25 protein-coding genes are annotated in these 24,588 nt (G+C 57.8%); 2 read left to right on the top strand and 23 right to left on the bottom strand.

From position 1 onward, the window contains the following. Nucleotides 1–1,257 (top strand): uracil-xanthine permease family protein, encoded by a 1,257-nt coding sequence (locus JJO78_RS11065; RefSeq protein ID WP_007153962.1) that lies wholly within the window; start codon nucleotides 1–3, stop codon nucleotides 1,255–1,257. Next, nucleotides 1,238–2,113 carry a class I SAM-dependent methyltransferase gene (locus tag JJO78_RS11070; protein WP_226909936.1) on the top strand — a complete coding sequence of 292 codons (876 nt, stop codon included), beginning with the start codon at nucleotides 1,238–1,240 and terminating at the stop codon, nucleotides 2,111–2,113. The genes JJO78_RS11065 and JJO78_RS11070 overlap by 20 nt, the downstream gene beginning before the upstream one ends. A gap of 380 nt (nucleotides 2,114–2,493) precedes the next feature. Here JJO78_RS11070 and flhB read toward each other — a convergent pair whose 3' ends face one another. From flhB to JJO78_RS11185, 23 genes are all read right to left on the bottom strand, one after another. Further along, nucleotides 2,494–3,630, bottom strand: a complete 1,137-nt coding sequence (flhB, locus tag JJO78_RS11075) for a flagellar biosynthesis protein FlhB (RefSeq protein WP_036204851.1) — start codon at nucleotides 3,628–3,630, stop codon at nucleotides 2,494–2,496. 15 nt (nucleotides 3,631–3,645) lie between these two features. Next, nucleotides 3,646–4,428: a flagellar biosynthetic protein FliR gene (gene fliR / locus JJO78_RS11080; RefSeq protein ID WP_036204848.1), complete on the bottom strand. Its 783-nt coding sequence runs from the start codon at nucleotides 4,426–4,428 to the stop codon at nucleotides 3,646–3,648. A gap of 6 nt (nucleotides 4,429–4,434) precedes the next feature. Further along, a complete protein-coding gene (gene fliQ / locus JJO78_RS11085; protein WP_007155167.1) occupies nucleotides 4,435–4,704 on the bottom strand; it encodes a flagellar biosynthesis protein FliQ in 270 nt (89 codons plus the stop codon). Nucleotides 4,705–4,717: 13 nt separating this feature from the next. Further along, nucleotides 4,718–5,482: a flagellar type III secretion system pore protein FliP gene (fliP, locus tag JJO78_RS11090; protein WP_051946660.1), complete on the bottom strand. Its 765-nt coding sequence runs from the start codon at nucleotides 5,480–5,482 to the stop codon at nucleotides 4,718–4,720. 1 nt (nucleotide 5,483) lies between these two features. Next, the gene (fliO, locus tag JJO78_RS11095; protein ID WP_151983130.1) at nucleotides 5,484–5,900 is read right to left on the bottom strand and encodes a flagellar biosynthetic protein FliO; all 417 of its coding nucleotides are present in this window, start codon (nucleotides 5,898–5,900) and stop codon (nucleotides 5,484–5,486) included. A 64-nt stretch (nucleotides 5,901–5,964) separates the two neighbouring features. Continuing rightward, nucleotides 5,965–6,480, bottom strand: coding sequence for a flagellar motor switch protein FliN (fliN, locus tag JJO78_RS11100; RefSeq protein WP_036204846.1), 516 nt, complete (start codon nucleotides 6,478–6,480; stop codon nucleotides 5,965–5,967). After that, nucleotides 6,473–7,471 carry a flagellar motor switch protein FliM gene (fliM, locus tag JJO78_RS11105; protein ID WP_007155171.1) on the bottom strand — a complete coding sequence of 333 codons (999 nt, stop codon included), beginning with the start codon at nucleotides 7,469–7,471 and terminating at the stop codon, nucleotides 6,473–6,475. The genes fliN and fliM overlap by 8 nt, the downstream gene beginning before the upstream one ends. A 103-nt stretch (nucleotides 7,472–7,574) precedes the next feature. Then, nucleotides 7,575–8,084: a flagellar basal body-associated FliL family protein gene (locus JJO78_RS11110; protein WP_036204845.1), complete on the bottom strand. Its 510-nt coding sequence runs from the start codon at nucleotides 8,082–8,084 to the stop codon at nucleotides 7,575–7,577. A 167-nt stretch (nucleotides 8,085–8,251) separates the two neighbouring features. Further along, nucleotides 8,252–9,469, bottom strand: a complete 1,218-nt coding sequence (locus JJO78_RS11115; RefSeq protein WP_273623696.1) for a flagellar hook-length control protein FliK — start codon at nucleotides 9,467–9,469, stop codon at nucleotides 8,252–8,254. 129 nt (nucleotides 9,470–9,598) lie between these two features. Further along, entirely contained in the window at nucleotides 9,599–9,943 is a 345-nt protein-coding gene (locus JJO78_RS11120; RefSeq protein ID WP_151982549.1) for an Hpt domain-containing protein, read from the bottom strand. Then, on the bottom strand, nucleotides 9,940–11,706 hold the full coding sequence (locus JJO78_RS11125) for an ATP-binding SpoIIE family protein phosphatase (RefSeq protein WP_036204839.1): 1,767 nt from the start codon (nucleotides 11,704–11,706) through the stop codon (nucleotides 9,940–9,942). The genes JJO78_RS11120 and JJO78_RS11125 overlap by 4 nt, the downstream gene beginning before the upstream one ends. A gap of 32 nt (nucleotides 11,707–11,738) precedes the next feature. Then, nucleotides 11,739–12,044 carry an STAS domain-containing protein gene (locus tag JJO78_RS11130; RefSeq protein ID WP_036204837.1) on the bottom strand — a complete coding sequence of 102 codons (306 nt, stop codon included), beginning with the start codon at nucleotides 12,042–12,044 and terminating at the stop codon, nucleotides 11,739–11,741. Nucleotides 12,045–12,168: 124 nt separating this feature from the next. Further along, nucleotides 12,169–12,609 (bottom strand): flagellar export protein FliJ, encoded by a 441-nt coding sequence (gene fliJ / locus JJO78_RS11135; RefSeq protein WP_151982551.1) that lies wholly within the window; start codon nucleotides 12,607–12,609, stop codon nucleotides 12,169–12,171. Next, nucleotides 12,609–14,000: a flagellar protein export ATPase FliI gene (gene fliI / locus JJO78_RS11140; protein WP_227662348.1), complete on the bottom strand. Its 1,392-nt coding sequence runs from the start codon at nucleotides 13,998–14,000 to the stop codon at nucleotides 12,609–12,611. Before fliI ends, fliJ begins: the two co-directional genes overlap by 1 nt. Next, on the bottom strand, nucleotides 13,972–14,823 hold the full coding sequence (locus JJO78_RS11145; RefSeq protein WP_036204831.1) for a flagellar assembly protein FliH: 852 nt from the start codon (nucleotides 14,821–14,823) through the stop codon (nucleotides 13,972–13,974). The genes fliI and JJO78_RS11145 overlap by 29 nt, the downstream gene beginning before the upstream one ends. After that, nucleotides 14,823–15,863, bottom strand: coding sequence for a flagellar motor switch protein FliG (gene fliG, locus JJO78_RS11150; RefSeq protein WP_041333672.1), 1,041 nt, complete (start codon nucleotides 15,861–15,863; stop codon nucleotides 14,823–14,825). The genes JJO78_RS11145 and fliG overlap by 1 nt, the downstream gene beginning before the upstream one ends. Then, nucleotides 15,856–17,553 carry a flagellar basal-body MS-ring/collar protein FliF gene (fliF, locus tag JJO78_RS11155; RefSeq protein ID WP_036204825.1) on the bottom strand — a complete coding sequence of 566 codons (1,698 nt, stop codon included), beginning with the start codon at nucleotides 17,551–17,553 and terminating at the stop codon, nucleotides 15,856–15,858. The genes fliG and fliF overlap by 8 nt, the downstream gene beginning before the upstream one ends. 15 nt (nucleotides 17,554–17,568) lie before the next feature. After that, nucleotides 17,569–17,937 (bottom strand): flagellar hook-basal body complex protein FliE, encoded by a 369-nt coding sequence (gene fliE, locus JJO78_RS11160; RefSeq protein ID WP_036204822.1) that lies wholly within the window; start codon nucleotides 17,935–17,937, stop codon nucleotides 17,569–17,571. 217 nt (nucleotides 17,938–18,154) lie between these two features. Further along, nucleotides 18,155–19,621, bottom strand: coding sequence for a sigma-54-dependent transcriptional regulator (locus tag JJO78_RS11165; RefSeq protein WP_151982555.1), 1,467 nt, complete (start codon nucleotides 19,619–19,621; stop codon nucleotides 18,155–18,157). Nucleotides 19,622–19,633: 12 nt separating this feature from the next. Further along, nucleotides 19,634–20,902: a sensor histidine kinase gene (locus tag JJO78_RS11170; RefSeq protein WP_036204816.1), complete on the bottom strand. Its 1,269-nt coding sequence runs from the start codon at nucleotides 20,900–20,902 to the stop codon at nucleotides 19,634–19,636. Nucleotides 20,903–21,126: 224 nt separating this feature from the next. After that, entirely contained in the window at nucleotides 21,127–22,578 is a 1,452-nt protein-coding gene (locus JJO78_RS11175) for a sigma-54 dependent transcriptional regulator (protein ID WP_036204813.1), read from the bottom strand. A 71-nt stretch (nucleotides 22,579–22,649) separates the two neighbouring features. Beyond that, nucleotides 22,650–22,976, bottom strand: a complete 327-nt coding sequence (locus tag JJO78_RS11180; protein ID WP_041335978.1) for a hypothetical protein — start codon at nucleotides 22,974–22,976, stop codon at nucleotides 22,650–22,652. Nucleotides 22,977–23,042: 66 nt separating this feature from the next. Continuing rightward, the gene (locus JJO78_RS11185) at nucleotides 23,043–24,401 is read right to left on the bottom strand and encodes a DUF1329 domain-containing protein (protein ID WP_036204795.1); all 1,359 of its coding nucleotides are present in this window, start codon (nucleotides 24,399–24,401) and stop codon (nucleotides 23,043–23,045) included. Between the last annotated feature and the right edge of the window lie 187 nt (nucleotides 24,402–24,588).

Below are 24,588 nucleotides of genomic sequence, written 5' to 3' on the forward strand. Positions count from 1 at the left end.
ATGCAGGACCATAGCACCGACCCGGTCTGGAAACAGGCCATTGCCGGCTCACAGATGCTGCTGGTGGCTTTTGGCGCACTGGTACTGATGCCTCTGATTACCGGCCTCGACCCCAACGTTGCGTTGTTCACCGCCGGTATTGGCACGCTGATTTTCCACATCGTCACCGGCGGCCAGATTCCCATTTTCCTGGCTTCATCCTTCGCCTTTATCGCCCCGATCATTGCCGCCAAGGGGCGCTTCGGCCTTGAGGAGACACTCGGTGGCCTGATGGCTGCGGGCATCCTCTATATCATTTTGAGTGGCGCGGTACGTCTGCGCGGTACCGGTTTCATCACCCGCCTGCTGCCCCCGGTGGTCATCGGTCCGGTGATCATGGTCATCGGCCTTGGCCTGGCGCCGGTGGCTGTCCACATGGCTTCTGGCCGCACCGGTGATGGCGCGCAACAACTGGTGCCCTACGACACCGCTATCTGGATTGCGATGATCTCCCTGGCCGTGACCGTGATTATGGCGGTCTGGTCCAGCGGCATCTTCCGCCTGATCCCGATCATGTTCGGCATTATTGTCGGGTACATTCTGTCGGCCTTTGCCGGCATCGTGGACCTGTCACCCATCACCAACGCGCCCTGGTTCGCCATCCCCAACTTTGTGGCGCCGGAGTTCAGCTGGGCAGCCATCCTGTTCATGATTCCCGTGGCCATCGCACCGGCCATTGAACACATTGGCGACATCCTCGCCATCGGTACCGTTACCCGCAAAAACTATCTGGAGAAGCCCGGCCTGCACCGCACCCTGCTGGGCGATGGCCTTGCCACTAGTGCTGCCTCAGCCCTTGGTGGCCCACCCAACACCACCTATTCAGAGGTTACGGGCGCGGTGGTGCTGACCAAGAACTTTAATCCCAAAGTCATGATCTGGGCGGCGTGCATTGCCATCGTGCTGGCGTTCATCGGCAAGTTCGGCGCAGCATTGCAAACCATCCCGGCGCCGGTGATGGGCGGCATCCTGTGCCTGCTGTTCGGCTCTATTGCCGTTGTCGGTCTGAATACCCTGATTCGTCACCAGGTCGACCTGTCGCAGGCACGCAACCTGGTCATCGTTGCCGTCACTCTGGTCTTCGGGATTGGTGGCATGGCGATTGGTAACCTGGAGGGCATCGCCCTTTGCGCGGTGGTTGCCATAGCCCTCAACCTGATCCTGCCAGGCAAAGGCGAAGCATGGGGCGCAAGGATTCATGAGAAAGACACCCACTGACGGCCGACCCATGAAAATGGCTGACAGCTCCGGCATCAGCTTTACCGCCCTCTATACCGGTGCCGTATGGCACCGGTACGGCCTTTCCGACGACGTGCTTGCGACGGATCAGGGGCGCTGGCTGTATCACCTGATGACGCCCTTCGAGGTCGGCAGCAAAACACTCATCGGCGGCAACATCCGCACCTTCCTGCTGCAGCGCCACCTGATCATCGATCACCTGATCGAACAGGCCCTCGAACGTGGCGTCACCCAGGTTCTGGAAATTGCCTGCGGAATGTCTCCAAGGGGCATCCGCTTGCGGGAAAAGCACCCACACCTCCATATGGTGGAAGCCGACCTCCCTGACATGGCCACCAAAAAAGCCGCACGACTCCTGGTATCCGGCCGCCTGGGCGATCACCATCAGGTAATGCCCATCGATATCCTGGCGGAATCCGGTGAACAGACACTGGAGGCGGTTTTCGCGAGAGCGTTCGACAGCAAAGAACCGGTGGTTGTCGTCACCGAAGGACTGACCAGTTATTTTTCCTTGCCGGTTATTTCCGAATTCTGGAAACGCCTGGCGGCACTGCTGCAACAGCGCCCGGGTTCGGTCTATCTGTCCGATAGCTACCTGATGCCTAACCAGCCGCTGTTACGCGGTGCCCTGAAATCCCTCGGCGGACTACTAAGCACCGTTACCCGCAGTGATGTCAGCTTCCATTTCCTGGACGACCAACAAGCGGCTGAGCACTTCGGTGCTTGCGGCTTTCCCTCCGTTACCGTCCACAACCCTGCTGACCTCTACGGCCAACTCCCAATTCCGGAGAGCCGCCGTGATCCTATGGTTCGGGTTATTGAGGCCTCGGTGTAACCTGCTTTCAGCCTTCCGGTTTGGCGTTAGCGGGTGTGCGAAAGGGACTCCCAAAAAACGCCCGTGAATACGTCCCTGTAGGGCTCGGTCGCGCCATCCATGGCGCTCCACGTTTTTGGGAGTCCCTTCCCCACACCCTCTCGGGCAACATCGATATCGCAAGCAAAGTAAGTAATCAGATTGGTCCTATTGCGATATCTGTGATGACAGAAGTGGCTCTGCGGGTGGGCTGCCCAGAACTGTACGGAGCCATGGATGGCGGAGTCCAAGCGTCACATGGATGTGCCGAAGGAGCGTGTTTTGGGCAGCCCACCCGCAGAGCCACCTCCCCCAAACCATCAGGCTAGGCAGCAGGCAAAGGACAGCAGGCCAGCACCAAGCTACACATCGCGCCGCAAATCCGAAGGAATCGGAAACTTCGGCATCTGGGGCTTCTCGCCCCGTCCCTTACGGAATTGACGAAGCTGGAACACATAGGCAAGCACCTGGGCGATCGCCATGTACAGACCATCCGGGATTTCACCCCCGATGTCAGTGTTGTGGTAAACCGCCCGCGCCAAAGGCGGCGTGCGGAGAATCTCCACCTTGTTCTCGCGGGCAATCTCCATGATCTTGAAAGCCGTTTCGTCCGACCCTTTCGCCACCACAATCGGCGCCGCCATCTTCTTTTGATCGTACTTCAACGCCACCGCATAATGCGTCGGGTTAGTGATCACCACATCCGCGCCCGGGACATCCTGCATCATCCGACGCTGAGCCATCTCACGCTGCAACTGACGGATCTTGCCCTTCACTTCCGGCTTGCCTTCCGTATCCTTGTATTCGTCTTTCACCTCCTGCTTGGTCATGCGCAGCTTTTTCTGGTGATCAAAGATCTGGAACGGCACGTCGATCGCGGCAATGACGATGGTGGCACAGGCAAGGATGAAAAAACTCCAGGCCATGGTCCACACAACATGCTCCATGGCCGATCTCGCAGGCTCTTCAGCGATGCTAAGCAGGTCATCCGTACGCAGGTTCAATATCAGGATCGCTACCGCCATCACCAGGCCGACTTTCAAGATGGCTTTGACCAGTTCAATCAGCGAACGCATGGAGAACATGCGCTTGAGACCTTTGAGAGGGTCCATTCTATTGAGCTTGGGGGCGATGGCTTTTCCGCTGACCAGCAGACCACCAATACCAATCGAGCCCGCGACTGCAGCGACGAGCAAGAGGATCAGCAAGGGCGCCAGGGACAGGGCGGCCTCCTTGGTGGAGGCAATCAGCTGGACGCTCATATGCCGGGTGTCGAAGATGGCGGAGCGCTCCAACACGAAGCTGTCGCGCATGATACTTTCCAGGGAAGCGCCCATTGACGCGCCAAACATCAGCAGGCCGCCGGCACCAGCCAACAGAACAGCCATGGTCGCCAGTTCCTTGGAACGCGCAGTCTGGCCGTCCTCCCTGGCTTTCTCAAGCCTTCGGGGGGTGGCCTCTTCGGTTTTTTCCTGGCTGTTGTCGTTTTCTTCGGCCATGGTTTTCCGTCGCTACTAAGGCTGCCCTTGCAGGTTGCGCATGAACTCAAACGTCTCCCGGGTGTACTGCTCGAAATGTGGCAGAAAATTGGCGTGCAGCACCCATATGGCAAATAATCCAAAAATCAGGCCAATCGGAAAACCCAGGGCAAAAATGTTCATCTGGGGAGCAGCACGTGTCATAACCCCAAAGGAAATATTCACGATAAACACGGCAGTGACAGCAGGAAGGGCCAGCAATATAGCGGACACAAATATCCAGCTGATGCGATGGGCAAGCTGCCACACACCAGTCTGCCCCAAACCTTCCAGGCCAATGGGGATGGTACGGAAGCTCTCTATGAAAACTTCGAACGCCACCAGGTGCCCGTTCATCGCCAGATACAGCAAAGTAATGGTGATGGTGTAGATCTGCGCCAGCACCGGCACACTCACGCCGTTGGCCGGATCAACCATGGAGGCAAAACCAAGCCCCATTTGCATGGCGATCATCTGGCCGGCCACAACAAACAGCTGGAACAGGGCCGTCAGGGCAAACCCCATACCCACACCGATGAGGATCTGCTGCAAGGTGATCACAACCCCGTCAGCACTGAATGCATCCACCTGGGGCACGGGCGGGATCATGGGCACTACCAGGATAGTGATAATAAGAGCGAGCCCTAAACGAACCCGTGCCGGGACAAGCTGGGTGCCGATAAAGGGAATGACCATCATGAAGCTGGCCAGCCGGAACAGCGGCCACAGGTGTTGACCTACCCACTGGTTGATCAGGTCGGCTGATATCTCCGTGGGCATGCCGGGTCAGCCGATCAGGTAAGGAATGCTGGTGATCAGCCGGTTTGCATGATCAAGGAGCTGGGTCAGCATCCACGGACCAGCAACGATAATGGTGATCAGTGTCACCAGCAGCCGGGGCAGGAAGCTGAGGGTCTGTTCGTTGATCTGGGTGGCGGCCTGGAAGGTACTGACCACAAGACCAATCACCAGGCCTGGCCCAATAATCAGGCTTGCCAACAGCACGATCATCCACAGAGCTTCACGCAGAATGTCGATAACGGTTTCGGGTGTCATGGTCGGCTCTCCCCTATATCCCGTAACTGGCGGCCAGCGTGCCCATGATCAGGGCCCAGCCGTCCACCAGCACAAACAGCATGATTTTGAACGGTAGTGAAATGATGATCGGAGACAACATCATCATACCCATCGCCATCAGTACGCTGGCGACCACCATGTCGATAATCAGAAACGGAATAAACAGGATGAATCCGATCTGGAACGCGGTTTTCAGTTCGCTGGTCACGAAGGCCGGCAGCAGCACCCAAAAGGAAACGTCTTCAGCGGTGTCGTATTCTTCGTCGGCGATACGCATGAACAGGCCCAAGTCACTTTCCCGGGTTTGTGCCAGCATGAACTTCCGGAAGGGCTGACTGGCCTGCTCAACCGCCTCCAACGAGCTGAGTTCTTCCTGCATGTACGGCTGCAGAGCCACTTCGTTCACCTCTTCCAGTACCGGCTTCATGATGAAGATGGTCAGGAACAGTGTCAGGCCGAGAAGGATCTGGTTGGAAGGCGTGGACTGCAGCCCAAGAGCCTGACGCAGGATTGCGAACACCACGATGATGCGGGTGAACGATGTCATCATCATCAGCATGGCAGGCAGGAACGTCAGCGCCGTCATCAGCGCCAGGATTTGCAGGGATACGGAGTATTCCTGAACGCCCTCTTCCTCGCCCGGCGTTACCGTAAAGGCCGGAATACCGGGTATATCCGCCAGCGCAGTGGGCGCCCAGGCCGTAAGAATGAAAAGGGTCAGTAACGCCAGGATGCGCCCGGACACAGGTACCGCCATGTCAGGAACCTTCCTTCGATGAAGAACCGGAGCCCCAGGACTTCCCGATCATGCCCTGGAGTTTACGGGCGAAATCACTGGACACATGATCACCGGCACTGACGACCGGTTCATCAAACACATGCAACGTGCGAATGGCCGATGGCGTAACACCAATCAGAATCTGTTTGCCACCGACTTCGACCAGGGCAATCCGCTCACGCGTGCCCATGGGCATCACCGAGACCACCTTGATAGCCCGGGTGTTGCCGCCCGTCATCCCGCTCATGCGACGCACAATCCAGGCACAACCAAAGATAATGGCAATCACCGCCAGCAGGCCCACGCCCAGCGTCAGCATGGTGGCCACGGTATCCGGTGCGCTGGCAACTTCCCGGGCCGGCCCTTCCTGCTCCTGAGCGCGCGTCAAGGCAGGCATAAAGGCCGCCAGTAACACGCCGGGAACGCCATAACGGACAGCAGAACGATGCACCCGCACCATCCTATTTCTGCAACCGCTTAATGCGTTCGCCGGGGCTGATGACGTCCGTCAGGCGGATGCCGAACTTCTCGTTCACCATGACCACTTCGCCGTGGGCAATCAGGGTGCCATTGACCAGCACGTCCAGCGGCTCACCCGCCAGCCGGTCCAGTTCAATGACCGAGCCCTGATTCAACTGCAACAGGTTGCGAATCGGAATCTGGGTGTTACCCACTTCCATGGAAATGGTCACGGGAATATCGAGGATGACATCCAGGTCCGGTGCGGGACCAGTGCCCTGGCTGAAGTTCGATCCCTCCGGAAACTCTTCCATAGGTGCCGCACGGACATTATCTTTGGCGTCGTCGCTGCCGTCATCGTCGTCGGTTTCTCCAGCCTCTGCCATGGCCGCAGCCCACTCGTCCTCGCGGCCATCTTCGTCGGCATCCCCCGACTCTTCCATGGCGGATTCCCACTCGGCGGCAAGCTTCTCGTCTTCGCTGAGTTCCTGCTCGTCTTTCTTATCGTCGTCAGCCATTGCGTCCCACCTTCAGTTGTTTTTTCACTTTGGGCACCGTCGCCCGGTCATGAATCCTTAGCGCCAGCTTGCCATCACGGGTTCCCATCGTGGCTTTGTAGACCGGAATGCCATTGGCAGTCAGGGTCAGTAACTCGGGGATTTCCACGGGGATGATGTCACCTTCCTTCAGTTTGGCAATGTCGCGAAGAGAAATGCGTCGGCGGCAAACCGTGGTGTTAATGGGAACATTCACGTCCTTGATATCTTCCTGAAGCGCACTGACCCAGCGTTCATCCACGTCGTCAATGTCGCTCTGGACGCCAGCGTCCAGCACATCCCTTATGGGTTCAATCATGGAGTACGGCAGCGCCATGTGCAGCTCGCCACCACCACCATCAAGCTCAATGTGGAAGGTGCTCACAACCACCACCTCACTGGGGCTGACGATGTTGGCCATGGCCGGGTTGACTTCGGAACTGAGGTACTCGAAATCCACCTTCAACACCGCATGCCAGGCTTCCCGCATGTCATGAAACACCTGGTCAAGCACCATCTGTACGATACGGGTTTCCGTCGGGGTAAATTCGCGGCCCTCGATTTTGGCGTGTCGGCCTTCCCCGCCGAAGAAGTTGTCCACCAGCTTGAAAACCAGCTTGGCATCCAACACAAACAGCGAAGTCCCCCGAAGCGGGCGAACCTTGCAGAGGTTGAGGCTAGTGGGCACGTACAGGGTGTGGATGTACTCGCCGAACTTCATGATCTGAACACCACCGGTGGACACATCGGCGTTGCGGCGCAACAGATTGAACAGGCTGATCCGGGTATAGCGGGCGAAACGCTCGTTGATCATTTCCAGCGTAGGCATCCTGCCACGGACAATGCGGTCCTGGCTGGCAAGGTCGTAGGACTTGATACCGGCTTCGTCGGTTTCATCATAGGTATCAATGTCGCCGTCATCCACACCATGGAGGAGCGCGTCAATTTCGTCCTGTGACAGTAAGTCCTGCATACGTTTCTCTGCCTGTGATGTCCGCCCTAGCGGGCGCTGTTGCATTCTTTAGCTTGCCCTAGATTGTCTCTAGTACATCGCTAATGCATTTCTAACGCATTCTCTACTGAACGACAAAGTTCCTGAACAGCACGGCCAGCAAGGGCGGCTCCCCTTCCTGTTCTAGCGCGCTGTTAACGGTCGCCAGCATATCATCGGCCAGCGCCTTCCGGCCTTCCGGCGTCTGTAACTCATTAAAGTCCCTGCCACCGAGTACGCCGATCAGTTTGCTGCGAAGCAACGGCATATGCTGGTTGGCCGCAGCCAGTGCTGCCGGGTCCTGAGCCTCGAAAGCCAGATATACCTGGGCATAGCGTTGCCGCCCTTCGGCCTGCACTGTCGTGACCAGAGCCTTCTCCAGCACCGTGTAGGTGCTGGGCACAAACACTTCAACCTGCTCCGAGCTGTCTTCCTGTTCTGCATCAGCCATGCCCGGGATGCCACCGCCCAGAAACCACATGGTACCAACGACTGACAACCCGACCGCCAGAACAATCACCACGGTCAGCATCAGTATCAGTTTGAGCTTGCCTTTCTTTGCCGGCGCCTCAGGGGGCGCATTGTTTTCAGCCATAACGTAGGTCTGCCAGAAATCCGTCAACCGGAACGGTTATAAAGAGGTTTAAGCAAAGGACGGGCCAGATAACCCCATCCTCCCTATCAGAACAGCAGTTTAGCGTTGCTGGGGAGGATGGGCAAAGGGAGAGTGATGCAGAATCATCAGGTGAAGGGGTGCCGAGGTCAGGCGAAGATATCAACTTCGCCTTTCCAGGTCAGATCAAGGGATTCAGATGGAAGATCCTGTTCGTCCAGTCCGCCATCGGCAAGTACTGCCCTCTCATCCTTGCTGCCCTCCCCGGCATTGTCCTCGCCGGCTTGCCGCTGCGATGAATCACTGACGTCAAACTGGTCCAGTGACAGCCCCTGCTCACTCAGCATGTCCCTGAGACGGTGGCTGTGCAGTTCAAGCTGGTCCCGCACGGCCGGGTTGGCGGAATGAACGGTAATGTGTGCCTGCTCCTGCTGAACCTGAACCCTGACTTCCATGGGCCCCATATCAGGCGGTGTGAGATGTATTTTGGCGACAGACATATTTCGTGCTGTCAGCCAGGTCAGCTTTCCGACGAGCTTGTCCCCCCACTCCGCGTGACTGACCGGTACATCAATAGAGGTGGTATACCCTCGCAAGTTGGCGACCTCTGCAGGCAGCTTTGCCGTATTCGGATTGGCCAGCTGCTGGTTAGCCAATTCTGCAGCGGCCTGGAAGCGCACCGCGCCTTGCAGCGATGGGGTTTCCTGAGAACGCGATGCGTCTGCTGCTACACCCGACAACAAAGCGTCGGTCAATGCCAGGCCCGGCGCAGCGCCTGAACCAGCTCCCTGCGCTGTCGACAGAGCCTGTTTGCCTGCGGTATTGCCAGGCAGGCCTGCAATCATTCCGGCAAATGCTTGCACACCCGGCAGTACGCCATTACCGGCACCCGGGTTGCCGCCTGACACTGCCGTGGTGTTCCCCCCCGCCGGCATCAGCAGAGCCTGAAGCTCAGCGAATGTCAGGGGAACAACCTCCTTCGGCGCTTCCTGATCCGCTAACGATGGAGACTCAGCATCCCCAGCTGGAGCGGCCTCCTCTTTTTCTGCAGTCGGTTTTTCCGGAGCCCCTTCCTTGCCCTGAACCTCCGAGTTGTCAGCCTGGGCATTGGTTCGCGGTTCCTCAGGGTCATCGGCGGGTTTGCTTTCGCTTTTGTCCCGGCCGGCCTGGTCGGCACGGCCAGTATCCTCGGCCCGAGCCTGATCACGCTTTTCAGCCTGTTTTCGATCGATTCGTTGCTGCTCCTCACGAGACACGGAATCAAACGGACTATCGCCGTTTTTTTCCCGATTGCCTGAGACGCTTTTCGAACCGTTATCGGCCTGTGGACCCTGTGGGGAAGCCTGGGGAAGAACCATTTGGGACATGGCAACCTCTTGCCGCTTTTACTGGATGACGGTGGAATCTGAACGCTGCAGACGCCCTTTCAGTGCGCTAATCCTGCTTTTCAGCGCACCTGTACGGTATCAAAGCAAAAGCGATGCCATTCGTTCACGTCACGCAATAAAACGCTTGAGTGTGCCCTCAACCTGTCGGAATTCATTCTCGATGTCGTCGAGCATTGCTCCGGCCTGTGACAATTGATTGTCGCGGCCCGCCTTCTCCGCCTCGAAACAAAGTGCGCCCAGTCGAGGGGCACCAATATTGATGCAACTGCCTTTGAAGCTGTGAGCCGATTTTGCGAACGCGTCAGCATCCGATTTTTCCAGTGCCGACCGCAGATGCGCAATACGGTCAGAGGAATCATGGAGGTAAGTATTGATCAGAATGTCGAATTCATTCTCCATGACTTCCTGCAACTCGGCCAACGCTTCTTCATCAAGGTGTGGTTTGTCCGTCATGACCAACCCCCTGGTTGTTGGGTGATACTGCCCTCACGGCCAGTAACCTCAGAAAAATACCAATCATATACAATTTCAGCCTTGGTGCCATGTTCCCGGTAATTCAGGGAACGCCCAATTTTTTGTAACAACAGCAAACCTCTGCCTGAATAGCGGCGCTCATCTTCGGCCTCCGGACGCACACTGCTGAAATCAAAGCCACTGCCACTGTCTTCGCAGACAATAACCAGCTGCCCGCCCCTGTCTGTCATGGTATGGGTCAACGTAAAGCGTATAAAGTGGCCCGCCACATCGGCCAGCCTCCGCTCACGTTCAGCGTAGTAGTGCCCGAATCCGTCGGGTGTCGCCTTCCAGTCCGAGCACAAGCCAAGCACACCGTGTTCCAGTGCGTTGCTGTACAACTCCGACAACAGCGTATATATCTCGCCACTCTTCCTGCGCAGCCCCGGCACCTCCATGCAGATATGCAGCAGCAAAGGCAGGGGGCTGAACTGCCCCAGGGTTCGATCCTGAACCTCGTACACACAGCGCCACTCCGACGGCCCCTCCAGTGCGGACTGGGGCAGTCGATCGGAAATACCAACCAGTTCCGCGTCTTCCGCCATTCGCAGGCTGATCAACGTCAGGTCGTCCTGTTCAGGCTGATTTCCGGTAAAGGTACGAATGCCGGCCATAATGGTTTCAAACGGTGACCCCTGTCGGCTCATTTCGTCGAGAGAGCGGGCAAGGCGCTGCTCTCCATACATCTCACCCTGATGGTTCTCAGCCTCCATCACACCGTCTGTCATCATCAGCAAGGTATCACCCGGCTCGGTATGGAACACATCCATACCCGCATCAAACCGTGCACTGCCGAGTACCCCCAAGGGCAGGTGCCGTGAAACAATGGTTTCACGCGCTCCATCCTTTCTCAGTAACACTCCGTCAGGGAGCCCTCCATTCCAGATCTGCAGCTGGTTCAGGTGAAAATCCGCCTGGATCATGGCTGCACAACAGAACATTCCGGTGGGCAGTATCCGGCCCAGTTTCTGGTTGATCTCCCGGAGTACATCGCTGCCACTGAATCCCTTGCTGGTCATGCCGTAGAAAATTTCCGCCACGGGCATGGCGCCGATGGCGGCCGGCAGGCCATGACCAGTGAAATCCCCAATCAGTATTTGCATGCCGCCAGCCGGGCGTGGACAGGCGAACAGCACGTCGCCGTTGAAAATTGACATTGGCGACGCATGAAAGCGGATATTGGGCGCGTCCAGACAACCGGTATGGGCAACGTTGTCAAACACCCGCTTCGCAACCTTCTGCTCTTCCAATAGCGTGCTGTTGCGTTCGCGAATCAGATCCCGGTGATGGCTCAGGGTGCGGTGCATCAACCGCATGCGATTGAAGGCGTTAATCTTGGCTTCAATGATGATGCGATTGTAGGGTTTGGTCAGAAAATCGTCGCCGCCAGCCTCCAGGCAACGAGCCAGGGCGCCGGCGTCCGACAGTGATGTCAGGAAAATCAGGGGAACCAACTGCTCTCCCGCCAGCACCTTGATCTGGCGGGCGGCCTCCATTCCATCCATAACCGGCATCAATGCATCCAGCAGGACGATGTCTGGCGCGGACTTGCGGAAAATATTGACGGCTTCCAGTCCGTTTTCGGCGTCTTCAACCTCGTGACCAAGGCGGCGCAACAGGGTTTTGAGTATCAGACGATCACTGTGGCTGTCATCGGCAATGAGAATCCGGAGTGGCCGGTTTTCTGGGAGTGGATCATCCACATCGGGCCTCCGTGACGTCTTCCCCGGGTGATTCAGCGAATCGCGAACAATTGTTCAAAGTTGGAGATTGACAGAATACGACGCACATCGCTGTTGCAGTTTTCGATGCGAATCCGGGCACGGTCACCCCCCGCGTAATCACGCAGCAACAGCAACATGCCAAGGGCGGAACTGTCGAGGTAGGTGGTGTCCGAAAGATCGACGACAAAGCAGCTCACCTTTTCGTCGCCATGTTCGTACGCATCACGAAACGCCTGATGGGTGCTGAAATCGAAACGCCCTTCAATTTTTATGGTCAGGGTCTGGCCATCGTCACTGCGATGCGTATGAATCGGCATTCCGGAGCCTCCATGGTATGCGTGCCGGGTAACGGGAAATGACAGGTGTGCCCAGGGCACCCTGACATAAAGGATAGCTTACAACACCGAATTTGCATCCGCCGTTTGCCATTTGGCAACCCGCTCAGCGCCGCCTCGCCAGTATCCGCCCCGCGGCTTCGTCCATTTGCTTCTGTTCCCTGACATCCTGCTCCCGCTGCTCGTGCCGGCGACAGGTTTCAATGTACTTTTCCATTCCCCGGCGCCGCTCCCAGGCCCTCTGCCATTCTTCCCGGCATGCCTGGAGCCGTTCTGCCGCCTGTGTCAGCAGTTTCTGCTGTTGCACAATCACCTGATCCAACTGGGCTATAAACGCCTGCCAGCCCTGGAGGCGAGCAACAGACACCACACCTTTCTGGCTACTGCGGATCTGTTCCCGGTATTCCCGCTGATACCGCTCAAGGTTTTCTATCTGCTGGCGCTGGGTTTCATGATGCTGCTGTGCTTCCGCCATTTTTTCCAGGGCGGCCTTTTCTTTACGTTCTTCCAGAGTGAGCACGACCGAAAGGCGCTGGGACCTGAGCATCACCTACCACCTCCATCGGCCTGTGGCGGGGTCTTGGGGCGATCGGGAGAGCGTCTTTCCGGCACCACCGCAAGCAACTGCTGGATGCTGTCCTCCAACGGTGCGCTTTCGTTCAACCCCTGCTGGAGGAACTGTCCCATGTTGCCGATATGGGTGATGGCAAAATCGGTTTCAGGATCTGATCCTTTTACATAGGCCCCGACACTGATCAGGTCCCTGGCCTGCTGATAGCGGGAGTAGACCTGTTTGAAGCGCTGGGCGCGGGCAAAATGTTCGGTCTCGGTAACCTGCGGCATTACCCGGCTGATGGACGCCTCCACATCGATGGCGGGGTAATGGCCTTCTTCCGCCAATCGCCGGGACAGCACAATGTGGCCATCCAGGATCGCCCGCGCGGCGTCCGCGATAGGATCCTGCTGGTCATCGCCTTCCGTCAGTACGGTATAGAATGCAGTAATAGAGCCACCACCAGGCCTGCCATTGCCGGTACGCTCCACCAGTTGCGGCAATTTGGCGAAGACCGAAGGCGGATAGCCCTTGGTGGCTGGAGGCTCGCCGACGGCCAGGGCAATTTCCCGCTGGGCCTGTGCATAGCGGGTCAATGAATCCATCAACAGCAATACCCGCTTGCCCTGATCCCGGTAGTATTCCGCAATCCGGGTGGTCAGCATGGCAGCACGCAGGCGCATCAGTGGTGAGTCATCGGCGGGGGAGGCAACCACAACAGAGCGGGCAAGCCCTTCGTCCCCAAGGATATCCTCAATGAACTCTTTAACCTCACGGCCCCGTTCGCCGATCAGGCCAACCACCGTGATATCCGCGTTGGTGAAGCGGGTCATCATACCCAAGAGAACACTCTTGCCAACGCCGCTGCCGGCAAAGAGGCCCAGGCGCTGCCCCTGGCCGACAGTCATCAGTGAATTGATAGCCCGGATACCCACATCCATGGACTGACGCACCGGCGCACGGTCCAGCGGGTTGATGATATCGCCACTGAGAGACACGCGGGCTTCCGCCTGCAGCGGGCCCTTGCCGTCCAGTGGCTCGCCGTTGCCGTTGACCACCCGCCCCAGCAACTCCGGGCCGACCGGCACCCGGCTGGCCACCGACAACGGCACCACCCTGGCTCCAGGGCGCAACCCCTCTATGGCCGTAAGCGGCATCAGATAGACACGCTCATCCTCAAAACCCACCACTTCCGCTTCCACGGTGCCGGCGCCCTGCCCGGTAATCACGCAGCGGTCGCCGACCACCATGGGGCAACCCACACATTCCAGGGTAAGGCCTACCATGCGCGTCAGCCGCCCGGACAGTTCCGGCTGGGGGTCTTCGGTAAAGTAATCCTGCAGTCGTGTCAGGCGTTCAGCCAGGTGTGCTGTCATGGCCTTCATCCTCGTCGGAGTCAAGCACATCGTGCCGGAAGTCGGTCAGATCGCCCATCATGGCATCAAGCTCTTCCCCCTCACCGGCGGATTCGGTGTCCAGTTGGCGGTCCAGCATGCCCTGAACGGCCTTCTGGAAGCGTTTTTCCACCGTGAAGTCCACCAGGCTGTGGCGGGTTTCCAGCTTGCAACCGCCCCGGAGAACAGAAGCATCTTCGACAATGGAGGTCGCCGCCTCGAACCTGTCGGCAACCTCACTGACCCATTGATAGTCATCCGGATGAATATGGATGCGCACGTTTTCCGTTGTAGATGGTAGCGCCGTCATCGCCTTGCGGACCACGTCGGTAATGTGGGAAGAATCCAACGAAAGCTCCCGGAACACCACGGAGCGCGCAAGAACGGTCGTCAGATTGACCAACGCCGTTTCCACCTCGTCTTCATGGCGTTTGATTGGTTCCAGTAATTCGCCAAGCAAATGCTCCAGTCGGTCCAGCTTGGCATCCACCTCCTTGCGGGTGTCCGCCAGGCCTTCCTCCGCGCCCTGCTCGCGGCCCTCGGCAAGCCCTGCTTCAAAGCCTTCCCGGTGCCCCTGCTCACGACCTTCACTCAGCCCCGCCTGATACCCTGCGTCACGGCCTTCCGCATGACCGTCTTCACGGGCCGCCTGGCGGATCTCCTCAATATCAGCGGCGGTCAACGGCTTTACGTCGCGGTCTTCTTCCTGCGCGATTTCATTGCCGCGCGCATCCAACAGCGGAAGCTCCCAACGCTCGTAGGCCGTGAGGTTTTCCTTAGGAATGCGATCGAGGTTGCGACGGGGATCTTTCATCACATCATTTCTTCGCCAGCACCACCAAGGGTGATCTCACCAGCTTCAGCCATACGACGGGCAATGGTAATAATGTCCTTCTGGGCAGACTCCACTTCACTGACCCGTACCGGCCCCTTGGCCTCCAGGTCATCCTGCAGAAGTTCTGCGGCCCGCTTGGACATGTTCTTGAAAATTTTCTCCTGAACGGCGTCATCGGCGCCCTTGAGCGCGACGACCAGCACCTCGGAAGACACTTCCCGCAGCAACGCCTGAATACCACGGTCGTCAATGTCCTTGAGGTTATCGAAGACAAACATCAAGTCCTCGATTGTGGACGCCAGGTCCGGGTCCATGTCCTTGATGGAATCCATCAGGCCGCCTTCAACGCTGCGGTCCATGAAGTTCATGATGTCAGCCGCCCGTTTGACCCCGCCGATGCGGCTGGTCTGGGCCGCTGAGCCACCGGAGAACTGCTTCTCGAGGATATCGTTGAGTTCCTGCAGTGCCTGCGGCTGGATACTTTCCAGCGAAGCCACCCGCATCATTACATCCAGGCGCACCTTGTCGTCCAGAGTGCCGAGGATCTCCGCGGCCTGGTCCGGATCGAGGTAGGAAATAACGATGGCCTGAATCTGGGGGTGCTCATAACGGATAATATCGCCCACCGCACGGGGTTCCATCCACTTCAGGGTATCCAGGCCGGTGGTGTTGCCACCAATAAGGATACGGTCGATCAGGCTGGAGGCCTTGTCGTCCCCCAGGGCCTGGGTGAGCATGGTGCGAATGTAATCATCATTGCCAACCCCCAGCCCGGTCTGGCCGCCAACAGCCTCGACAAACTGGTTCAGGACATAGGTAACATCGTCCTTGCTGACGTCTTTCATCTGGGCCATGGCCACGCCAACCCGCTGGACCTCTTTCGGCCCCATGTGCTTGAGCACTTCGGCAGCGTCGTTTTCGCCCAGTGACATCAGCAGGATTGCCGCCTGCTCCACCCGCGGAATCTTGCGCTGGGGCTTTTGCGCCGCATCAGGCTGGCGGTTGTTCTCATCAGTCATCGACATTCACCCACTGGCGCATCACCTGGGAGACCCTTGCGGGGTCTTCAGCAATCAGGCCTTTCAGTGCATTCAATTGCCTATCATAGCTGTCTGTCGCGCCGGGCAAAAGCAGATCGTCCTGTGAATGCATGGCTTCGCGCAGAGCGTCGCCGCCTTCGATGCCATCAAGGCCGTCATAGCCGTCGTCGGAGTCACCCCTGCGTTCGCTGCGGCCACCGCCGGACAGACTTTTCAGGGTGGGTCGCAACAGGCCCAGAACCAGAACCAGAATGACCAGGCCTGCGAGCACCTGCTTCATCAGGTCCCAGAACCACGGCTGCTCCCAGAACGCCGGTGCTTCAAACTCGATCTGCTCTTCGGCTGCGAACGCAGTGTTCATCACCGTAACACTGTCACCCCGGGCGGCCGAATACCCCACGGCATCGCGTACCAGCATGGTCAGGCGCTGCAGTTCCTGTTCCGGCCAGGGTTCATAGCTGACTTCGCCGGTCTGGGGATCCACCACTTTCATATCATCAACCGCCAAGGCTACCGACAAACGTTTTATGCGGCCAAGTTCCTGGCGGATATAGCTGACGGTGCGGTCCATTTCGTAGTTTCGGGTCGACTCTTCACGCACGTTCACCGGCGGCGCCTGGACGTTGCCCTCGTCATCGGCGGTTGCCTGTTCCGGAACTGTCGGCTGAGCGGGCGGCTGGTTGGACAGGGCGCCGGGGATTCCACTGGCGCCGCCACCGGCACGCCGCTCGGACATCTGGCGCTCGCTGCGCACAGCTTGCTGTTCGGGATTGAACAGCTCCTCAGCCTGTTCCACCGAGGAGAAATCGAGATCAGCCGTCACTTCCGCACGGAAACGACCGTCGCCCACCACCGGCCTGACCATGGAGGCAACCCGACGAGCCAGGCGATCCTCAACGCGGGAGGTGTAATCGTACTGGTCTTCAATCTGCTGGCTGTCACCGCCGTCTTCACGACCGGTGAGCAGGTTTCCACTCTGGTCGACCACGGTCACATTGTCCTTGCTCATTTCCGGAATGCTGCCGGCAACCAGGTTCACGATCGAGGCAATCTGCTCCTGCTCCAGGCGACGACCGGCAATTACTTCAAGGAACACGGACGCTGTCGGCGTGCGCGCGTCGCGGACAAACACCGAGCGCTCCGGAATCGCCAGATGAACCCGAGCGGCACGAACCGTGCGCATGCTGCCAATCGTTCGTGCCAGCTCGCCTTCCAGGCCACGGCGGAAACTGATGGTTTCCATAAACTGAGAGGTTCCAAGTCCACGGTCCTGGTCCAGCAGTTCGTAGCCCATGGTCTGCTCGTCCGTCACGCCCTCTGCTGCAAGTTTCAGGCGGGCGTTATAGACCTCATCGGAGGGCACCAGCAATGCGCCTGTGCGTGGATCCATACGGTAGTCGATGTTGTTGGCATCAAGAATGGTCGTGACATCCTGTGGGTTGTAGCCGGACATATCCCCCACCACAGGCTGGTAATTGGGCTCCTGGGCCCAGAGAACCACGGCAACGCCAAGGGCAACACTGGCGGCAAGCCCCACCATCAGGCCCACCTGTCGCAGCAGGTTCAACCGGTTGAAGCCGAAAATCAGGTCGCTACGGCTCTCGCCGGTATCGTCTCCCCGCGCCGCGGGCATGTTCGAGGATGAGGTTTCAGCAGGTACGCTGGCCATGGGTCCGCTCCGCTATCAAACCGGCATATTCATGATGTCTTCGTAGGCCTTCACCACCCGGTTACGGACCTGGGTCAATGCCTCGAAGGAGATGGATGCTTTTTCAGACGCGATCATGACGCGGGAGATATCCATGTTCGGATCGCCCATTTCATACGCCGTCTTCATATCACTGGATGTTTGCTGGAGTTCGTTCACAGAACCCACAGCCTGGCTGAGCATGTCGCTGAATTTGGGAGTGTCGGAGGTTTCCTGGACCTTGGACGGCCCGTCCATCCGTCCGCGAATGTTGTTGTCCTGTTCAACCCGCTGATTCTCCATCATCTGCGAGCGCATATTGCGAATTTCTGAAAGGACACTGTTGATGTCAGCACGCTGAACCATGTTTCACTCTCCCGGCCCGCCGTATAAATGGGCAAGCCATTGACCTGGACATATCTGAACAGGTCAAAGCAAACCGCAGGCCAACATAATTTATTTGTTAATTTTCATAATGTTAATTAACAATCGGAGAGAAAGGCGAAAGACAGCGACGGTCTTTTGACGTGGGCACAAAAAACGGCACCCTTGGGTGCCGAACGAAGGAGCCTGTTGGTTGTGGTCAGGCGGCGGCCAGCTCTGCATCCAGATCGATGCCGGCATCGCGCATCTGGGCCAGTTTGTATCGGAGCGTGCGCGGGCTGATACCCAACTGCTCCGCCGCCCGGTTGCGTCGACCACGCTCTTTTTTCAACGTTTGGATGATAATCCGGAATTCACGCTGTCGGACTTCATCACCCAGTGACGTGGAAGATAGCGCTCCGAGACCCAACAGGCTTTCCTCGGCATAGGTATCCTGAGCGTCCCGATCAGGTGACTCAGCCCCGGATTCGGAAACGACTGGGTGTGGCGAGGCCGGAGATGTCGTGCCGGCGGGGCCACTTTCCATACGCCCGGTAATTCCGAGTTCCAGGCAAAGGTCACCAGCATGGATGACATTCCCCTGGTGCAAGACCAGCGCCCGCTGTATCGCGTTGTCCAGCTCGCGAACGTTGCCCGGCCATTGATGACCCATCAGCGCATCTCTGGCGTCGGGCGCGAAGGTCACGCCGGTCAATTTCATCTTGCGGCAATGATTTTTCAGCAATGCATTCGCCAGCGGCATGAGATCCAGTGTACGTTCGCGCAGTGGCTGCCAGTGCATGGGGAAGACCGTCAGCCGGTAGTACAGGTCTTCGCGGAATTTGTTTTCCCGCACGTAATCGGACAGATCCCGGTTGGTGGTGGCAATAACCCGTACATCCAGGGCGATGGTCTTGCGACCACCGACCCGCTCAACCTCGCGCTCCTGCAGCACCCGCAACAGCTTGGATTGCAGGCCAGGATCCATTTCCGAAATCTCATCCAGCAGGATGGTGCCACCGTTGGCCTGCTCGAACTTGCCCGGGGAGGATGCAACCGCACCGGTAAAGGCACCCTTCTCGTGGCCAAACAGGATGGCCTCCAGCATATTCTCGGGAATTGCCGCGCAGTTGATCGCCACGAACGCCTGGTCAGACCTGGGAGACTGCTGGTGAATATAGCGCGCCAACACCTCTTTACCGGTTCCACTTTCCCCGGAAATCATCACCGTCGAGTCACTGGCTGCCACCTTCGCCGCCAGTTGGAACATCCGTTTGCTGATCGGATCTTCCGCAACGGGCTGGTCGACACTTTTCTGGCGGCCGCCGCCGACCACTCTGGTCACCGCATCCACAAGCACTGAGGGCTCGAACGGTTTGACCAGGTAGTCGATGGCACCGGACTGCATCGCGGACACCGCATGGCTGATCTGACCATAGGCGGTGATCAGCATGGTCGGCAGGCCGGGGTACCGTCTTTGTATTTCATGCAGCAAATCGTGACCGGACATTCCAGGCATGTTCACATCACTGACAACCATATCCACCGGCGACTCAGCCAGCTTCGCCAGGGCCTGCTCCGCATTGGCGGCTTCACGCACGCGAAACTTTGCCAGCTCAAGGGTGGTAACCAGCGCTTCTCGAAGATCCTGGTCATCCTCAACAATCAGAATTTGGGCTTTGGCCATAATAGCCTCCGATCAGTCATTCTTTGATGGCTGCTGCCGACGGTCACCCGTCGACAACGAACGCATCAATGGCAGGGAAATGATGGCAACAGCACCTCCGGCGGCAGGCGCATCAATCGAGAAACGACCCTGGTGCGCTTTCACCACCGCCTGGACCACGGCAAGGCCCAAGCCGGTGCCGTGGGATTTGGTGGTATAGAACGCTTCCAGCAATTGACTTGCCTGCTCCGTGGTAAACCCAGGACCGTTATCACTCACGCGCACCACCAGTTCCTCGTCAACGGACACAACGGCAACTTCAACGTTCGTCGCCCCGGCCTCCACGCTGTTGTTCACTAGGTTGGTACAGGCACCCACCAGAGCATCACGATTGCACATCAGCGCGGCGCTATTGACCTGGTCACTCAACTCCACCGACACACCGGCAGGGAGCTTCAATCCTTCCAGCGCGGAAGCCAGCGCCTGAACCAGGGTGTCGGCAGACAATTCCTCTGCCAACCGCGTCTCGCCCCGGGCGAAAATAAGCATGTCACGCACCTGCTGCTCCAGGTGCGTCAAGCGGGACATCAACCGTGAGGCACAACGCTGACGCATCTCCTCGTCCAGGTCTTCCTGGCTGAGGTGCCCGCCATACAGAATGGCAGCCGACAGCGGTGTGCGAATTTGATGAGCCAGGGAGGCCACCATCTTGCCCATGGCGGAAAGCCGCTGGGCATGGGCGAGCTGAGACTGCAAATGACGGGTTTCAGTCAGGTCGGTCAGCAGGATCAACTGCCCCGGCTGGTTTTCCATGGTACGAATTTCAATACTGACACGACGGCCATCCTTGAGTGACACTTCGTGGCCATCGTCGCGGCGGGGCGCAAAACAGCGACGGATAACATCCACCCACCGCTCTCCACCAAGAGGCTCCCCCAACAACGTGATCGCCGCCGGATTGGTCTGCGTCACCACCCCCTGGCTGTCGAGCACCACAACCCCGGCCGGTAGCGCATGCAGAAGCGTCGAGAGCCGGTCTGCCAGCTCCTCTTTCTGCTCCAGCTCCGCCTGGCGCTGCTGGGATTCCGCGGACAGCTCCCCGGACAACTGATTAACACGGGACTCAAGAGTGCGGTAGGAATCAGTGATCTGTCGGGACATCTGATTAAACAGCTCCAACGCTGTCCCCACAGCCTCATCGTCCTGCTCCGGGAACAACGCCGTCACCTTGTCATTGACATCGGCAGCCGCATTGGCAGACGCCTTTGCTGACGACAAACCCACAAACTGTAACTGACTCATAAACTCGCCCTCTGACCGGACTAACCCCCGGCCCGTACCAATCGGATGGATCGTTTGGACGAGACCAAGCCAGCACTGTGCCAACTTTAAATTTTGTTTATTTTTCAACAGGAAGGAAAAACAGAGGAAAGGGATACGACGGGTTTCCGTCGCCTAAAAACAGCGATGGCGCCGAAGGTTACGAACCTTTGACGCCATCAGAAACCGATTCTTTGGGGGATTGATCAGCTCTCCTCGGACTCCTCATCCCGAAGTCCATACTTCCGGACCTTCTCAACCAGCGTCGTTCGACGAATCCGAAGCTTTTCGGCTGCCCGGGCCACTACTCCTCCGGCCTCATCCAGCGCCTGCTGAATCAACTGCCTTTCAAGATTGGACAGGTAGTCCTTCAGGTCGATGCCGTTCACCGGCAGCAGAGCCGGCGCATCCAGCCCCACCAGCCCGGGAATGCCAGAGGGCATACCGGAGTCTTCCACTGGCCGGTTCTCGTCGTAATCGTCCACGTAACGGAACTTCTTGGGCAACTCCTGAACCCCAATGACACCGTAGGGGTGCATAATCGCCAACCGCTCCACCAGATTCGCCAGTTCGCGAACATTCCCGGGCCAGTCGTGGCGGCAAAGACTCATGATCGCCGCCGAGTTCAGCCTGAGGGAGCCCCGCTTTTCTTTCTCCATCCGCGAAATCAATTCATTGATCAATAGGGGGATGTCTTCCACCCGGTCACGTAAAGCGGGCATTTCAATGGGGAAAACGTTCAGGCGGTAATAGAGATCTTCACGGAAATCGCCCGTTTCAATCATGTCTTCGAGATGTTTATGAGTCGCGGCAATGACCCTGACGTCGGCTGACTGAGTCCGGTTACTGCCAACACGCTCATAAGTGCGTTCCTGCAGAACCCGCAGAATCTTGACCTGCATGTTCAATGGCATGTCGCCGATCTCGTCCAGAAACAGGGTGCCCCCCTCGGCCATTTCAAACCGACCTACCCGCGACGTGATCGCGCCGGTGAACGCGCCCTTCTCGTGCCCGAACAATTCGCTTTCCAGTAATTCCGCTGGAATGGCACCGCAGTTGACCGGCACGAAGGGCTTGTCGCGACGAGAGGAATGGTAATGGAGGTTTCGCGCCACCACTTCCTTGCCCGTTCCCGACTCGCCAGTAATCAGCACACTCACATCCTTGTCGGCCACCTGCTCCATTAATTGGCGTACCGATTGCACTTTTCGACTCGTACCAACAAGGCTACGGAAAAGCTGTAGACCACGTTGCTGCCCCCGTTCACGGGAACGTGCAAACTGATCCCGGTAGATCTGTGCACGGTAGAGCGAGTCCACGAATTTGGTGTAGTTAAGCGGCCATTCCATGCGGGCAATTACCCGGCTTGTCTCGTCGTCGGAGAGGCCCGCCAGATCAGGGTCGCCAACCAACAGCAAAGGCACCCCCTGAGCGACCTCGCACACGGTTGAAATCACTGCGGTCACGCCATCGTCCTCGCCGTTAACAACGGCAACGGAAATTGACTCCAGATCCTCAGCGTCACCGCTGCTCAGCAGTGAATGGGCATCGGCCCCAACGACAATGCCCTCTTCGCCGATAAACTCAAGAATGGTAGAAATGTCACGTCTTTTCGCATCGTCCTCGCTGAGCACCAGCACCTTGTTATTCTTCGACATCCAAACGAATCTCTTGCGGGGATTTGTGCGGTATTTAAGACTGTAAGTGGGCCTGAGTCAATTTTATGACGCTATTTTGGCCGATTTAACGAGACGTTTTGATAGGCTTTTGCCGCGCTGCGGTTCTGGTTCACCCCTTTCAGCGCTTTCTGGGCTTCCGCCTTGGCTTCATTTGCCGAAATATTGGCACGATCACAGAATGTCTGCAGGGCTGCCAGCCTTTCCCTGACTGGCTCAGGGCTCAGATCGCCGGCCTCAAGGGCCGCCATAACCGGCTCGATCGTCGGTTTGACCAGCTCATTCAGACGGGACAGTTCGTCCCAGTTCTTCTCCGCAAGCGCGGTCTTCAGGTGTTCAACCAGGGTATCCACTGCCTCTAGCTGTTCCGGTACCGACATAATTGCATCTCCTTGAAAACGGTCCGGTAGCGCCCCGTGCCTCGACCGGCCCGGGGCTGCCAGTCATCAGCGGCGGGCTGCTCTCCGGGCTGCCGAGGCAGAAAACTGATTACCACGGAAGCCTGGCTCGAAATCATAGGCGGGGAAGCCGTTATCCAGACCATCGATGTAATAGCGCTGGGCGTTCAGATCGTAAGTCATCTCCATGGTAGTCCAGAATACCGGCTCACTGTAGTAGCTGATGTTGTGAGCTTCGGACACCCGCCAGAGTTCATCATTGCTGTCGTACTCCTCCGTGGCAAGAATCTGCCAGCTATCTTCGTCGACGTAGAACACCCTGCGGGAATAGATATGGCTGATACCGGTCCGCAGTTTCGCTTCGACAACCCATACCCGATGTAGCTCGTATCGGGCCAACTCCTGGTTGATGTGCTGTGGCCGAATGACATCGTCCGGCTGGACATCCGCGTCGTGAAGCTTGTAGGCATTGTAGGGCACGAAGATCTCACGCTTGCCTTTCAGCTCCCAGTCGTACTGGTTAGGGGCGCCATTGTACATGTCTTTCTGATCAACCGAGCGGAGGGATGAAGAGTTCGGCAGATCGGTTTCATAGGCCAGGTTCGGTGACCGGCGCAGCCGCCTTGAGCCGGCATCGTATCGCCACGCGAGCCGGGGTGAGCGAATCTGATCCAGGGTTTCATGAACCAGAGTGATGGTGCCCGCGAGACTGGATGGCGCGATGGTGTCGGTTTTCAGATAAAAAATCTTGTTATCGATATCGGCGAGGTTCGCGCCGCGGCGGCTGTAGGCAAAGTAATAGTCGTACTGGTTAACAACCTGGTTGTAGGAACCGTTCACCTGGGGCGTCGCTGAAGCGCTACGGAACGACAGTTCCTCTCCGCGATAACGCAGGATGTGGTTCCAGATCACCTCCAGGCCATTCTTTGGAATCGGGAAGGGGCTGGTCATGATGGTGTCACGCACACCGTTTCCGTTCGCCAGAAGTTCCGCGCTGCGGGCATTCTCCCGGGACTTTTCGTACACATCTTCCGGGAAGGCCGCGGTACGACGGGTCTGGTACACCGGCATCACAAATTCCGGGCCATATTGCTCAAGCATACGGATGTGTCCGTCGGTCAGCTTGTCGCGATATAGATCCACATTCGCGCCGGTAATAACAAACAGAGGCTCATCCTCGGGAAACGGGTTGGTTTCCACCTGCCCCGGTTTCCAACTAGCGGGCGGCTTGGTTAGCCCACCTGTCCACGCCGGAATGCTGCCAGAGGCATTGCCCTGCCGCTCAGCTCCAACTGGAGTCAGTTCGCTAGCCAGCCGCTGAGCTTCGGATTCACTGACCTTTGCCAACGCAACGCCTGACAACCCAAACAATGCCACTGTAAAACCCGTGACCCATTGGTTCCGCATTCCCTTCTACCTCCAAGGTAACCGATCAACCCATGTATCATTCGCGGTTTGGCATGCCTACGCCGGAAACAACAACAGGCGATCAAATGTTATTCAATCGGGGCGCCTTTTTGCCAAATTCAAACGACCGTTTCAAGTGAATCTTTGTAGTTTCTTGTCAAAACCACCAAACCAACGGTGGGAGGAG

It is taken from the genome of Marinobacter sp. DS40M6 (assembly GCF_028581595.1).
In the GTDB taxonomy this organism is placed as follows: Bacteria; Pseudomonadota; Gammaproteobacteria; order Pseudomonadales; family Oleiphilaceae; genus Marinobacter; species Marinobacter salarius.

Coding starts and splice junctions, on each gene's coding strand:
- JJO78_RS11130 (WP_036204837.1), bottom strand. CDS start 12,044: ATGCCGATTCATACGCATCGCAGTGACGATGGCCAGACCCTGACCATA.
- flhB (WP_036204851.1), bottom strand. CDS start 3,630: ATGGCCGAAGAAAACGACAACAGCCAGGAAAAAACCGAAGAGGCCACC.
- JJO78_RS11115 (WP_273623696.1), bottom strand. CDS start 9,469: ATGTCCCAAATGGTTCTTCCCCAGGCTTCCCCACAGGGTCCACAGGCC.
- JJO78_RS11065 (WP_007153962.1), top strand. CDS start 1: ATGCAGGACCATAGCACCGACCCGGTCTGGAAACAGGCCATTGCCGGC.
- fliI (WP_227662348.1), bottom strand. CDS start 14,000: ATGAAGGCCATGACAGCACACCTGGCTGAACGCCTGACACGACTGCAG.
- fliQ (WP_007155167.1), bottom strand. CDS start 4,704: ATGACACCCGAAACCGTTATCGACATTCTGCGTGAAGCTCTGTGGATG.
- JJO78_RS11120 (WP_151982549.1), bottom strand. CDS start 9,943: ATGACGGACAAACCACACCTTGATGAAGAAGCGTTGGCCGAGTTGCAG.
- fliR (WP_036204848.1), bottom strand. CDS start 4,428: ATGCCCACGGAGATATCAGCCGACCTGATCAACCAGTGGGTAGGTCAA.
- fliP (WP_051946660.1), bottom strand. CDS start 5,482: ATGGCGGTACCTGTGTCCGGGCGCATCCTGGCGTTACTGACCCTTTTC.
- fliJ (WP_151982551.1), bottom strand. CDS start 12,609: ATGCTCAGGTCCCAGCGCCTTTCGGTCGTGCTCACTCTGGAAGAACGT.
- JJO78_RS11145 (WP_036204831.1), bottom strand. CDS start 14,823: ATGAAAGATCCCCGTCGCAACCTCGATCGCATTCCTAAGGAAAACCTC.
- fliM (WP_007155171.1), bottom strand. CDS start 7,471: ATGCAGGACTTACTGTCACAGGACGAAATTGACGCGCTCCTCCATGGT.
- fliG (WP_041333672.1), bottom strand. CDS start 15,863: ATGACTGATGAGAACAACCGCCAGCCTGATGCGGCGCAAAAGCCCCAG.
- JJO78_RS11175 (WP_036204813.1), bottom strand. CDS start 22,578: ATGTCGAAGAATAACAAGGTGCTGGTGCTCAGCGAGGACGATGCGAAA.
- JJO78_RS11180 (WP_041335978.1), bottom strand. CDS start 22,976: ATGTCGGTACCGGAACAGCTAGAGGCAGTGGATACCCTGGTTGAACAC.
- fliO (WP_151983130.1), bottom strand. CDS start 5,900: ATGCCTGCCTTGACGCGCGCTCAGGAGCAGGAAGGGCCGGCCCGGGAA.
- JJO78_RS11165 (WP_151982555.1), bottom strand. CDS start 19,621: ATGGCCAAAGCCCAAATTCTGATTGTTGAGGATGACCAGGATCTTCGA.
- JJO78_RS11185 (WP_036204795.1), bottom strand. CDS start 24,401: ATGCGGAACCAATGGGTCACGGGTTTTACAGTGGCATTGTTTGGGTTG.
- fliE (WP_036204822.1), bottom strand. CDS start 17,937: ATGGTTCAGCGTGCTGACATCAACAGTGTCCTTTCAGAAATTCGCAAT.
- fliN (WP_036204846.1), bottom strand. CDS start 6,480: ATGGCTGACGACGATAAGAAAGACGAGCAGGAACTCAGCGAAGACGAG.
- JJO78_RS11070 (WP_226909936.1), top strand. CDS start 1,238: ATGAGAAAGACACCCACTGACGGCCGACCCATGAAAATGGCTGACAGC.
- JJO78_RS11170 (WP_036204816.1), bottom strand. CDS start 20,902: ATGAGTCAGTTACAGTTTGTGGGTTTGTCGTCAGCAAAGGCGTCTGCC.
- JJO78_RS11110 (WP_036204845.1), bottom strand. CDS start 8,084: ATGGCTGAAAACAATGCGCCCCCTGAGGCGCCGGCAAAGAAAGGCAAG.
- fliF (WP_036204825.1), bottom strand. CDS start 17,553: ATGGCCAGCGTACCTGCTGAAACCTCATCCTCGAACATGCCCGCGGCG.